12 protein-coding genes are annotated in these 12,845 nt (G+C 32.4%); all 12 read right to left on the minus strand.

Annotated features, from left to right (window positions below; genetic code table 11):
* Positions 1-8: 8 nt before the first annotated feature.
* Positions 9-797, minus strand: a complete 789-nt coding sequence (locus tag QZ136_RS06560) for a glycosyltransferase family 2 protein (RefSeq protein ID WP_291401659.1) — start codon at positions 795-797, stop codon at positions 9-11.
* Positions 798-799: 2 nt separating this feature from the next.
* Positions 800-2,008 carry a hypothetical protein gene (locus tag QZ136_RS06565; RefSeq protein ID WP_291401661.1) on the minus strand — a complete coding sequence of 403 codons (1,209 nt, stop codon included), beginning with the start codon at positions 2,006-2,008 and terminating at the stop codon, positions 800-802.
* 32 nt (positions 2,009-2,040) lie between these two features.
* Complete coding sequence (locus tag QZ136_RS06570) at positions 2,041-3,120, minus strand: glycosyltransferase family 1 protein (protein ID WP_291401663.1); 1,080 nt, start codon at positions 3,118-3,120, stop codon at positions 2,041-2,043.
* A gap of 80 nt (positions 3,121-3,200) precedes the next feature.
* Positions 3,201-3,797, minus strand: coding sequence for a sugar transferase (locus tag QZ136_RS06575; RefSeq protein ID WP_291401665.1), 597 nt, complete (start codon positions 3,795-3,797; stop codon positions 3,201-3,203).
* An 11-nt stretch (positions 3,798-3,808) separates the two neighbouring features.
* Positions 3,809-5,050: a DegT/DnrJ/EryC1/StrS family aminotransferase gene (locus QZ136_RS06580; protein WP_291401667.1), complete on the minus strand. Its 1,242-nt coding sequence runs from the start codon at positions 5,048-5,050 to the stop codon at positions 3,809-3,811.
* 80 nt (positions 5,051-5,130) lie between these two features.
* Positions 5,131-6,213: a glycosyltransferase gene (locus QZ136_RS06585; protein WP_291401669.1), complete on the minus strand. Its 1,083-nt coding sequence runs from the start codon at positions 6,211-6,213 to the stop codon at positions 5,131-5,133.
* A gap of 46 nt (positions 6,214-6,259) precedes the next feature.
* The gene (locus tag QZ136_RS06590; RefSeq protein WP_291401671.1) at positions 6,260-7,117 is read right to left on the minus strand and encodes a glycosyltransferase; all 858 of its coding nucleotides are present in this window, start codon (positions 7,115-7,117) and stop codon (positions 6,260-6,262) included.
* 79 nt (positions 7,118-7,196) lie between these two features.
* Positions 7,197-8,354 carry a DegT/DnrJ/EryC1/StrS family aminotransferase gene (locus QZ136_RS06595; protein ID WP_291401674.1) on the minus strand — a complete coding sequence of 386 codons (1,158 nt, stop codon included), beginning with the start codon at positions 8,352-8,354 and terminating at the stop codon, positions 7,197-7,199.
* A complete protein-coding gene (locus tag QZ136_RS06600) occupies positions 8,351-9,793 on the minus strand; it encodes a lipopolysaccharide biosynthesis protein (protein ID WP_291401676.1) in 1,443 nt (480 codons plus the stop codon). The genes QZ136_RS06595 and QZ136_RS06600 overlap by 4 nt, the downstream gene beginning before the upstream one ends.
* 84 nt (positions 9,794-9,877) lie before the next feature.
* Positions 9,878-10,930, minus strand: coding sequence for an acyltransferase (locus QZ136_RS06605; protein ID WP_291401678.1), 1,053 nt, complete (start codon positions 10,928-10,930; stop codon positions 9,878-9,880).
* Between the two features lie 57 nt (positions 10,931-10,987).
* Entirely contained in the window at positions 10,988-12,289 is a 1,302-nt protein-coding gene (locus tag QZ136_RS06610; protein ID WP_291401680.1) for a nucleotide sugar dehydrogenase, read from the minus strand.
* A 2-nt stretch (positions 12,290-12,291) separates the two neighbouring features.
* Entirely contained in the window at positions 12,292-12,816 is a 525-nt protein-coding gene (locus tag QZ136_RS06615) for a UpxY family transcription antiterminator (protein WP_291401682.1), read from the minus strand.
* Positions 12,817-12,845 lie beyond the last annotated feature (29 nt).

Genomic DNA, 12,845 nt, shown 5'->3' on the forward strand with positions numbered 1-12,845 from the left:
ATTGAAACTTATAATTCTTCATTTTGAGGAAGAAAAAAGGCAATTACTTGATAAGAAAACAGTTTTATTCTCACTTTCAAGTATTCTAGATAATTGTGTTTTTTAAGATCTGAGGCAAACTCATCTAGATATAGTTGATAACCATCTCTCATTTTAACCGCGTTTTTTAGTCCGTTAAAACGATTTGAAAGTCGGTCATCACCCTCCTCATCATATAATCTAATGGCTTCATGATCAAAAAACAATTTGGCTCCATTTTTTGAGAGATTTAGCCAGGTAATACTTTCGTATCCACGTAAATTACGCAGGAGATTATTTTTCAAAATCGAGGTGCGTATTACTGGTAAATATTCGCCAACCGATGTTTTTAACAAGTCCAAATAGGATTTTGGTCCATAAAAATTTGGATTATATAATAAATTACCTTCGTTCAAAGTCATACTACCACAAAAAAACAGATCATAATTTTTATTAAGCACCAAATTTTTAAGATGAGCCAGAGCACCATCCTTTAGAAGATCATCCGAGTCTAATAAAACTGAATATTGATTTTTAGCATGTAATATTCCAGTATTTTTAGCTTGCGCTACACCAGCATTTTCATCATGCTTAATCAATTTAATTTGATCGTGTTTTAAATAATTTTGAAGTGAACTTTCGGTATCATCGGTAGAACCATCATCAACAACGATAATTTCTGAACAATCAGACCAATTTTTCTGAATTAAAATACTATTTATAGCCCTTCTAACCTTTTCTGATCGGTTATAGGTTGGAATTACGAATGAGAATAACATGATTACCGATTATAAATTAAAGCTGGACTGAGCTCAGTTGAAGGCTTAAGCTTATTAAAATGAAGAATACTAAAATATAGGAATAAGGTAGGCCCATCGGCACTTAAAAGCCAAGCATTATGTGCTGAAGCATTTATTGAAACAGCGATAAAGGAAAAACACAAACATAACAGCAAAGCATTTTCCTTCTTTCTAATCTCTTTAAGAGCAGGATAAGCAATTCGAAAAACTCCACCATAAATAAAGAGCAAAAATCCTAGGCTTAGAAAGGGACCCAAATAAGTCATAAACATTAAATAGGCATTGTGAGATGTAATTCCACTCGAAAACACTTGATTTCTATAGATTACATCCCCCCAAGTTTTACCATAAAATACAAGTCCGAAGGGGTATTCAGAGTATATTCTTAAATTTTCAGCAGTAAGCAATGAGCGATTATGCTCGGGATCGTTATTGATGTTTTTTGCTACAATATTATCTCTACTATTGACATCGTTTTTCAAGACTAAATTGTAAAATGCAAGGCTAAAAATCACTGCGATGGTAATTAATATAACAGCTTTGAAACGATATGCAAGAATCAGAAACAATGAAATTGAAAAGGCAAAAGTGACAAAAACGGAGCGCTGCATACCTAAATAAATAAGCACTAAGCATGTTAAAAAGGCCAATAATCTTATAAAAAGCGGCTTTTGAAATAAAAAAGTATAGATTAATAAAAAAGGTGTGAAGGCTGCTAGTTGGTATCCAAATGTAAATTGGGTGGTTGAAATACCTGCGGGACTTTGTAAAATAACATCATCTACAAGTTGCGCCCTGAGTCCATCTATCCCCACAAAATAATTATTTAACACTAAGACTAAAGCTGAAACACCCAACAAAATAAAAAAGATGAAGACAGATAAATTATACCTAGCGGTATTTGACCCGATGAAATAATTAAAGAAAAACAAACAAAGTATAAAATTTAACAAAGTGGCAAAAAATGAAGGATAATCACCAATTCCAATAACATAATAACTAATCAGAGCTAGGGTAAAAGCGATTAATTCCTTTGAATAAACCAATTCTTTGCCACCTTCTCTAAAAAGCAATATCAAAGGAAAACCAAAAAGAAATGGAGCTGGGAGCCTGAATGATTCGGTCATAAAAATTCCAAAAGCGAGTGCATAGAGGTATAAAACCATTAACACAATAACAAATAGTCTCATAAGAATAGTTTAAAGAAAAAATTAAAAATTTATCAAGCAATTGACTTTAGGAAGGTGTTGACAAAGGAATTTCCATCAGAAATTGCATTTTTATAAGCCTGTTGACCGTTATGAGCAATTTCTCGATAATTGCTATAGTTTGCAGTAAGGTACTCGAGCACTTCGGGCAGATCATTCATATCCCAAGAAACAGGAAAATAGGTTTCAAATGGTTTATATACATCTGGATAGGTATTTAAATGTTCCATTGAAGGTTTCACGAGTAAAGAGCCCGCTACAAAAGTTTCAAAATCGCGGTAACAAACTTCTCCCCAACCATAGGGACTAACACTAAGCTTTGAATTTCTAAGTTCTTTCCAATATTTATACTTTGGAATCGGACTTCCGGCAGCAATTTTCATATTTAGCTGACTTAGGAAATTAAGCGTGGCATTTCTTTGTTGCATCACTTTGTTAAGCCCATTTTCTTCTTTGTGAATGGTACCTCTAAATGTTAAATCGAGATCTCTTTTGCTACTAGGCTTACTAAATTTTAGAGGATACAAACTATAGCTTAGATAATTGCTGAGTCTGCTTAATTTATATCCAAAATATCTATAATCATTAAATCCAAGGTTCCAACCTAAACGAATCTTCTTGAGTTGATCTTTTGGACATGCGGGAAAAGGATAATCAGGTTTGCTAGAATTTGTATCATTAAGCCATATTCTCAATTCATTTTTAGTATTTGGATTGGTGTAATAATTTAGATCTTTTAAAACCTGCTTTTTTAAGAAAACATCTACATAAGGTATTAGAGAGAAATCACTGGAACCACTTGAATCAGAAGCATCAAACCATATTAGTTTAGCGGTCGACCTTCTAACTTCGGTCAAATAATTAATTAAATACTCTTGATCTTGCCTCTGCTCAGTATAAATATTTTTACCTTTTTCAAAATATCTAGAGTGTATAAATAGATAATCGGAGTCGGGCAACTTTTTATCCAGGTGACTATTAAGAAATTGTATCTGAACCCCATTTTCTTTAAACTCGGATTTCCACTTATGAAATGGATGAGTTTCAGAGTAAAACCGCTGCGAAGGCCAGTCGATTATTTTAAGTGTTTTCATAGGTAGCTAAGAGTTTTAATATCAATTTGATTTAAAGGATTTTAGAGAATCAGAATTGATTTTTCAATAAAGAATAAAGGCTATTTAGAAAGTATACTTTTAATTGTTAGGAGTATAATTTTCAGATCAATCCATAAATTATTATGATCTATATAACGTAAATTTTGGGCAATTTTCAATGGAATGATATGTTCAATATAAAATGCTTCTGGATTTTGGGCTTTTGCGAGCAGCTGACTTTCATTGATATAATCTATTGATGCCCAATCGGTTAATCCAGGTTTAACAGTTAAAATTCGGAGTTGAACCTGATCGTAAAGAGCCACATATTTTGAAACTTCAGGTCTCGGTCCCACAAAACTCATATCACCTTTCAAAATATTGAACAATTGAGGCAATTCGTCGAGTTTATATTTTCTAAGAAATTGCCCAAAACGAGTAATTCTATCATCTTGATCGCCAATAGTTAATAAGCTACCCTTATCGGCACCAATCTTCATACTTCTAAATTTTAACAAGTTAAATGGAGTATTATTCCGACCAACACGAACTTGTTTATAAAACACTCCTCCTTTGGAATCAAATAGAATAATTACTGCAATAATTATCAGCAAGGGTAGTATAACAATGATTCCAAATAGTGAAAAAAATACATCAAATATTCTTTTAGCAATCATAATAACACAGATTAGGAAGTGATTTCAACAAGAGTTTTCTGATTTACAAGAGATTGAATTTTTTCAATTACATTTTCAATGATATAATCGATTTCTTCTTCTTTCAGCTGAGGATAAATAGGTAAAGAAATTTCACAAGAATACTGCTTAAAACTGTTGGGATAATCACTAATGTGATATCCAATACTTTTAAAATAGGTGAGCATGGGCATAGGAATAAAATGAACATTAACATTTATTCCAGCATCCATAATTTTATCAATGAGCTGGTCCCTCTCCTCTTCGGTAATGTTTTTAATGCGCAGTGGAAATAAATGATAAGATGATTCTCGATTATTATCCTTCAAAACTGGAGCAATAAACCAATCATAATGAAGAAATGCGTCACTATATTTTTGGGCTATTCTCTTTCTCTCAGGAAGTAGCGAATTCTTGTATTTTCTTAGTTGGGCCAAGCCTATGGCAGCGCAAATGTCTGGCATATTGATTTTTAAACCCTTAAAAATGATATCATACCTCCAATTATTGCCAATTGATTTGCTAAAGGCATCTTTAGTCTGCCCGTTTAATGAAAACATTTTCAAAAAACTATATTCCATTTTGCAATCAAAAAGCTCAGGCAAGTTCAAGCAAATGCAGCCACCTTCAGCCGTAGTAATATTTTTTACAGCATGAAATGAGAAAATGGTAATATCTGCTTTCAAGGCAGAAGGCATATCATTATACAAAGCTCCAATAGAATGTGCAGCATCTGAAATCAGAAGTATACGGCCTAAAATTGATTGTTTTTCGGATTCAGGAATAAATAATGCTCTAACATTAGGCTCCTTAATCAGTTTATTAATTGCATCATATTGACATGGTAAACCTGCAATATCGACTGCCAAAATAGCCTTAGTTTTATTGCTTATGGCTTCCTTTATCTTTGCTGGATTAATGGTCAAATCATCTAAAATATCAACCATAACAGGCTTGGCACCACAATGCAATACACAAAGTGCAGTAGCACAATATGAATAAGCTGGCACAATAACCTCATCACCTTCACCAACCCCAAACCATTTTAGCATCATAATTGCTCCACTAGTCCATGAATTGACACAAACAGCCTCCTTTGAGCCTGTTAATGATACCATTTCCTCTTCAAGAGCTTTAACTTTTGGTCCAGAAGTAATCCATTTAGAATTTAATGTGTCCATAACTTGATCAATAACTGATTGATCAATAAAAGGTGGAGAAAAAGGTATTTTCATAATCGTATTTTTTAAAGAAGACACATGAACTGAAGAAGAAAATTCTTAAGAATGATCAGATTTTGATTAATCTGAATCAACTAGTTACTAAATATTATATTTTGCCATTGAGTAGAGATACTTTTGAGCGAATTTGTTTTATTTATTTTTTTCGCATTAATGGCAATTCTTTCCTTTAAAACTGTATCTGTTAAAATCTTAATAATTCCAGATTTAAGCTCTTTCACATTATCGTTTTGAACTAAAAGTCCGTTTTTTTGATGTCTTATAATCTCCGAAGGACCAAATTCGCAATCCATTGCTATACAGGCACATCCGAAACTCATAGCTTCAATTAAGGCATTGGGATAACCTTCATTTCTAGATGGCAATACAAACATTTCAGCCTGGGCATAATAATCTTGCAAGTTTGATTTTAAACCGATTAATTTCACTTTCTTTTGAAGCTTTAAAAATTGTATTTTATTTTTAAGGACTTCATATTCTTGACCCTCACCAGCAATTAATAGGTCTATATTTCTGAGCTTTAGTGCTGCAAATGCATCAATGAGTCGATCAAAACCCTTTTCATGAGATAAGCGTCCAGCTCCAAAGATGAATTTTCGATTATTGACTTTTAATTTCGAAGGATTTCCTAAATCTGTTATCGGATTATGGATAATCTTAAAATTGGATAATTTTTCAAATCCTGAATACATTTTTAAACAACTTTCAATTCCTTTCGCAGGGACCACAATAGCACGCGCATTTCGATAAATCAGACTCAAAACTGCTTTAAACAGATAATTTTGAGTTTTAATGCTATGCTCAGGAGTTGTTCTCTCTGAAACTATAAAATTTGTTTTGGTAATCATTGCTGAAAAACCCGACCATAAATTAGATGTGGTCATAAATGAAATAACGCATTCTGGTTTTTCATTCAAGAATAAATAACTAAGTTTTAAAAATGTTATGCATGCATAATAAATTCTTGAAATTTTGCTATTTGAACTTCTTTTTAGGAGATAGGTAATTTCAAGGTCAGGAGGTAATTTATACACCGTTTCAGCATAATTGAGGCAGATTATTTTTACAGGGATTTTACGACTATGGAAATCAATAGCTAATGTACTGAGTACACGTTCAGCCCCTCCTCCTTGCAAGGTATTTATTACAAAAAACACAGTCCTTTTCCTTGAATTTCGATTTAGAATATCCATTCGAAAGCAATTAAACGAGAGTAATTAATGTATTTATGGCCTTTTGAATTTTTAAATTTTTAACATCAAAAAGAAAATATTGCATCAAATAAATTTTCAATAATTCCTTTTTATGTTGTGCTGTATAAGAAAAATTATTAATCAAGATATTGAAGTCATCAATCATTTTCTTCTTTCTCACCTGCGAATCAATCATGCTCCAAACACCTGCCTGATGCAAGCGATATACTGCCATAATCTCAGGGAGCACATATAATTTAGCTTTAGGTTCAGATAATACATAGAGTTTAAAAAATGTATCAGCGCTATAAACCTGGTAAAACCATTCCTGACTTTTTATGTGTTTTAGATGATCGCTATTTTTCATCATCATGGTACAAACTCTCGTTTCATTTTTTCTACCTAAAAGCACATCTTCATAAGTAAATTCAAGACTCACGGGATTATTATCTTCATATACTAAATCGCCATTCTCGTCAATTACACGGCTATAATGACAGCAAATAGAGCTATCGGGATGATTTTCCATAAAATCAACTTGCATTTGTAATTTGCGTGAATCTGTCCAATAATCATCCCCATCACACAAAGCAATATATTTTCCATTTGCTGTACTTAATGCTTTTAACATATTGGGAATAGCTCCACCATTTTTCTGACTTGTTAACAATTGTATTTTACCTGGATATCTTTCAGAATATTCTTCAATAATTGTCCGGGTAGCATCTGTTGAGCAATCATCTCCAATAATAATTTCATAGTTAAAATTTGTTTTTTGCATTAAAAACCCATCCAATGCCTCTGCAATGTATTTTTCCTGATTATAAGTAATGCAGCATATGCTCACCATATTATCATATTTGTTCATGAGAATAGATTGTTTGATTTTATATTAAAATGATTTCAAATTCAATTAGAATTAAATAATTATGAACTAGTTGGAAGGGCTATTTGTTTGTTTTTACGAGCAAAGCTGTCTCAAGTAATTGGGCAATATCGGCCTCAATGCTTGATGGCGCTTGAACCTCATAATGTTGAGCACGAAGCATAACTCGCGTAATGAGATCTAAATCAGAAAAAGTTAAAGTGTGATAGAGTGGCAAACAAATTATACGTTCAACTATTGAATCACATACAGGAAGTTCAGTTTTATTGACATAAGACAATGTTGATAATGAAGGATAGAAATATCGTCTACAATAAATTTTCTCTGTTTCAAGATCTGAAAGGCATTTTAACATTAATTCCTTAGAATCAAATAATACTGGAAAATAGGAATAGTTGGGAATATAATTCTCTTGATGCTTTGGAAAACTTGCTTTTAAGCCAGCTAGTTTTTCCAAATAGTATTCTGAAAGAGATTTTCTCTTTTTCAAAATCTCATCCACATATTTGAGATTACAAAGTCCCATGGCAGCATGAAACTCACTATTTTTCCCATTTATTCCTAATTCACTGTATTGATCTTGGCCATTATGACCAAAATTTCTCATGAAAGCCATTTTTTTAAGCAATTCCGGTTTTCTAGTAAATACAGCACCGCCTTCAATGCTATGAAACAACTTGGTGGCATGAAAACTAGTTGTGCTAATATCTCCGAACTCAAATACTGACTTCCCTTTATATTTTGTCCCAAAGCAATGCGCAGCATCAAAAATAACTTTAAGTCCATGCTTATCTGCAATAGCTTGAATTGCATCAATATCACAAGGATTTCCATACACATGAGTAGCCAAAATAGCGCTTGTATTTGAAGTAATAGCAGCTTCTATTTTTTGCGGATCAATATTAAATGTATCGGGCTCAATATCCGTAAAAACAGGCTTGCAACCCTCCCAAACAATGCTACTTGTGGTGGCTACAAAAGAAAAAGGTGTGGTAATTATTTCTCCTTTTAACTCTAAGGCCTTAATAGCAATTTGCAAAGCAACAGTGCCATTTGAAACATAAAGCAAATGTTCGATGTTGAGGTAATTTTTCAATTTTAGCTCAAACTCATTTACTAGCGGACCATTATTGGTTAACCATTGACGCTCCCAAATACTCTGTAAATAGGCATCATATTCTTTGGCTTTCGGCAAAAAGGGTTTAGTTACAGGTATCATCTTTTTAGAATTAATTGTTTAAAATCAGAAATGGCTGTGAATTGCATGAAATAACTACTAGACATGTATAATATATAATACAGTAAGCTATTGATAATCAGACGCTCTAAATCAGAAAAATGGATATAGGGTTTAAGAAACATATCCATAAAAAAACAAATCAAGCCTATCAAAATGGATAGTGAAATGGCTGGAAAAATATCAGCCAATTGCTCTTTGATGGGATAATTAATTAGTATTCCGCTATAGTATGAATTGATAAAACACGAAAAAATGCTGAAGGCGAGTTGAAAATAAAGTAGGCCAAAAATCCCAAATGGAATGATGAGTAATATGCTGATAACAGCAATTGTCTTTTTTACAATCTCAATTTTTAGGATGAGATCGCTCCTCCCTTTAACTTTTAAAATATTATGATTGTAGGCATGAAGAGGATAAAGTATCCCTGCAAGACATAAAATTTGAAAATATGGAACAGCTGGCAGCCATTTTTCAGTTAGTAAAAACCTAAAAAGTGGCTCAGCGAGCACAACAAGAAGAATTAATATTGATGCATTCCAAAATAATACTTGTTGCACTAACTTTTTATAAACCATTTTAAGTCGGATATTATCTTCCGAAATGGAGGCAAACATGGGATAAGTAACACTGTTAATGGCATTAAATATGTTATTTGTGGGCAGCTGACTGATAGAATCTGCTCTTGAATAATACCCCAATTGAGCTGCAGAATAGTTTTTACCGATAATCAATACATAGATATTTTTATAAATAATTTCCAACAATCCAGAAAGGGTCATTTTGTATCCAAAATGAAAGTGTCTTTTAAAACAAGAAGAATCAAAAATTAAGGATGGGCGCCATTTAGAAAATACCCAATGAAATACGGTAATTAAAAACGATTGAGAAATATTCATCCATACCAGGCTCCATACTCCAAATCCGTTAATTGCCAATAAAATACCAATGAGACCGCTAGTTAAAACAGATGGTATTTGAATCAATGCTTGGGTTTTAAAATCCATAACTTTAACAAGCCGTGCATTTTGAATTTCATAGAAAGCATTGATTATGAAAACAATAGAATATATTCTGAGAACCGAAGTCAAAATTTCCTGCTTATAAAAATTAGAAATTAATGGCGCCAAAAAATATACTAAAGCATAAATCACCAAACTACCACCAAGGTTGAAAAAGAAAACCGTTGAATAATCCTTTTGGTTAGCCCTACCCGTCCTGATTAAAGATGATGAGAGTCCACCATCAACTAACAATCCGCCTACAGCCACAAAAACTGAAAGCATAGCTATTATTCCAAATTCAGATGGACCTAATATTCTAGCTAAAACAATGGTTATAAAAAAGCTAATAACCTGTACACCAAACTGTTGACTAAAAGTCCAGATGAGACCATTCAGTGTTTTTTTTCTAAGACTCATAAAAAATTGGGCAATCAATCTAATTCAATTATTGAATCGATAAATGGTGATAGGAAGAGTCTTGAATAGACTTATTGAATAAATTTACCTTGATTTTTCAAGAGCATTTTTATGCGAAAAATGATTTAAATCTGTAGTAATTTTTGATTTCTCACTTAAATTCAGGTTTGAAAGAAACTTATGCTTTAAAAATAGACTTAAAGGATTCTCAAGGTATTTTATAACTAACCAAGCCAATAAAAACATCATCAAACTAGTTGATAAAATCACTATGAAATAATTAGGAAAATATGTGTACAAATAAGTGATTAATGCATAGCCAATATTTTGGTGTAGAAGATATAATGGGTAAGAAATAGAGCCCAAAAACAATAATGGAGCCCAATTAAAATAACTCAGTTTACCTCCAATGAAAAGATAAAAAGTGGCAAACCAAACAGGATAAATAATTAGGTTGTAGGTCTCACCATTTACATAAATAGCTGTAAACAAACAACTTAGAACTATTAAATGATCAACAATAGCACCCTTTTTGAATTTCAAATTATAGAAAAATATCCCTGCAAGGAAAAACATTCCATATTTTAAGTTCAAAAAATATTCTCCAAAAGGAAATAAGCCTGATTTATTTAAAATCATCCAGATTAACCAGATTATTGCAATTATTTTAATGTTTTTCAAGAAGTTTAAATAGTACAAAGTACCCATTAAAAAATAGAAGAATAATTCTGGCAATAAAGACCAATATACACCGTCGATATTGGGAATTTCAAATATTCCTTGAATCATTGTAAAATTCATTAGAATTTGAAAAGATGAAAAATCATTGCTTCTAGGTATGCTATAAACAGCTGAAATAAAAAGAGTTATGAGTATACAAATCCAATAAGCAGGATATAACCTGATAGCTCTTTTAAGGATAAACTCTTTAATATTTTTCACATTTTGAAGCGACATGAAAATTACAAAACCACTAATCATAAAAAATAGCTCCACACCATGATGTCCAAAATACCATTCAAATTTTGGTTGATTTTGAATCTGAAATATTTCAAAATAGCGAGTTGTGTAATGATATAACATCACGTTGAGTGCTGCAAAGCCTCTTAAAACATCTAATTCCTTTAAACGATGCATCCCAATCAATTTAAGCCAGTAATTTTATATTTTCTTAGCACAATTCAACTTTGATAATTATAAGCGTACATCCACCATTTCGTGTGGCAAAGCATATTTTATATCATAAACGACCGTTTTTTCCTTAGACATGCTTGTTATATCCAAATCTTTAAATTGATGATGAGCTACGGCAAGTAGAATACCGTCATAAAGTTTATTTTTAGATTGATCATTCTGACAATCAATCCCATAGGTATCATTAACTTGCTTGCTATCTGCTAATGGATCATGAATGGTAAGATCAATTTGATATTCTAATAATCTCTTAACAATATCAATAACTTTAGTATTTCTTACATCAGGACAGTTTTCTTTAAAGGTAAAGCCCAAAATCAATACTTCACTACCTGCTATTGCAATGCCCTTTGATAACATAGCTTTTACCAATTGATCTGCCACATACTCTCCCATTCCGTCATTCACCCTTCTTCCAGCAAGTATAATTTCAGGATGATAACCTACCTCCTGTGCTTTTTGAGCCAAATAATATGGATCAACTCCAATACAATGTCCACCAACTAAACCAGGTTTAAAATTGAGAAAATTCCATTTGGTAGATGCTGCATTTAAAACCTTATTCGTATCAATTCCAAGCTTATTGAAAATCATTGCCAATTCATTAATAAATGCAATATTGATGTCTCTTTGAGCATTTTCAATCACCTTTGCAGCCTCCGCAATTTTGATTGATTCGGCCTTATGGGTACCAGCTATGATGATTGATTTGTATAAAGAATCTACAAAATCTGCTGTATCTGGATTGGATCCTGAAGTAATCTTGAGAATCTTTGTTAAAGTATGTTCCTTATCACCCGGATTAATCCGTTCAGGAGAATATCCAGCAAAAAAATCGACATTATAAATCAATCCTGATTCTCTTTCTAAGACAGGTACACACTCATCCTCAGTAACGCCGGGGTAAACAGTCGACTCATAAATAACAGTATCACCAGGTTTTAAAATAGAGGCAATCATGCTGCTTACTTTTAACAGAGGACTTAAATCAGGGCGATTATACTTATCTACGGGCGTTGGGACAGTGATTATGAAAACATTGCATTTTTTAATATCGTCAATCTGGTCTGTTAAAAACAAGCCTCTACCTGAATCATCGATATTTATTAATACACTATTAAGTGACTCACAATCAACCTCGTAAGTATGATCATATCCCCCATTTAATTGGCTTACTCTTTCAGCATTTAAGTCAAAGCCACATACTTCAAAATGCTTTGCAAATTCTGTTGCTAAAGGCAGACCCACATAGCCTAATCCTACAACTGCGATAGATATTTTTTCTAATAAAATATTACTCATACTTAAATAGGTGCTAAATCTGAAACTGAAACTCTAGTAACCAAGGCGCAATCCAAATGATCAAACACCATTAAAACTGTTTTCCCATTTACTTTAACAATACTTCCATTCTGGTTAGCTAAAACGCCGTTTTTTATCCTTACACGATTGCCAACGCATACATTTTCTAAACTCACTACTTCTGCATCTGGATTTTTCAAAAGAACATCTTTAATTTTTTCAATTTCAGAGTCTTGTACAATGGCCGGTTTGCCCAGAAAATAAATAAAGTTTAATACCCCATGAGTTTGCCGCACTTGCTGCTCCTCCTTTAAATTAATATTCACAAAAACATAAGAACTAAAAAGAGGTAGTTCAACTACTTTTTTCCTATCTGCCCATTGGCTTTCTACTTTCTTTAAAGGACAAAAAGAATTTATTCCTTGCTGCTGAAGTAGATGATCTACTTTTTTCTCCCACCTGGCTCTCGTGTAAATCACAAACCAATTCCTCGTTTTCGATGATCTTAATTTACTTGGCTCTTCCATAATATATTTAAAAAATTATTTTTTGTTAT

It is taken from the genome of Daejeonella sp. (assembly GCF_017495225.1).
GTDB lineage: Bacteria > Bacteroidota > Bacteroidia > Sphingobacteriales > Sphingobacteriaceae > Daejeonella.

Coding starts and splice junctions, on each gene's coding strand:
- QZ136_RS06560 (WP_291401659.1), bottom strand. CDS start 797: ATGTTATTCTCATTCGTAATTCCAACCTATAACCGATCAGAAAAGGTT.
- QZ136_RS06565 (WP_291401661.1), bottom strand. CDS start 2,008: ATGAGACTATTTGTTATTGTGTTAATGGTTTTATACCTCTATGCACTC.
- QZ136_RS06570 (WP_291401663.1), bottom strand. CDS start 3,120: ATGAAAACACTTAAAATAATCGACTGGCCTTCGCAGCGGTTTTACTCT.
- QZ136_RS06575 (WP_291401665.1), bottom strand. CDS start 3,797: ATGATTGCTAAAAGAATATTTGATGTATTTTTTTCACTATTTGGAATC.
- QZ136_RS06580 (WP_291401667.1), bottom strand. CDS start 5,050: ATGAAAATACCTTTTTCTCCACCTTTTATTGATCAATCAGTTATTGAT.
- QZ136_RS06590 (WP_291401671.1), bottom strand. CDS start 7,117: ATGAACAAATATGATAATATGGTGAGCATATGCTGCATTACTTATAAT.
- QZ136_RS06595 (WP_291401674.1), bottom strand. CDS start 8,354: ATGATACCTGTAACTAAACCCTTTTTGCCGAAAGCCAAAGAATATGAT.
- QZ136_RS06600 (WP_291401676.1), bottom strand. CDS start 9,793: ATGAGTCTTAGAAAAAAAACACTGAATGGTCTCATCTGGACTTTTAGT.
- QZ136_RS06605 (WP_291401678.1), bottom strand. CDS start 10,930: ATGCATCGTTTAAAGGAATTAGATGTTTTAAGAGGCTTTGCAGCACTC.
- QZ136_RS06610 (WP_291401680.1), bottom strand. CDS start 12,289: ATGAGTAATATTTTATTAGAAAAAATATCTATCGCAGTTGTAGGATTA.
- QZ136_RS06615 (WP_291401682.1), bottom strand. CDS start 12,816: ATGGAAGAGCCAAGTAAATTAAGATCATCGAAAACGAGGAATTGGTTT.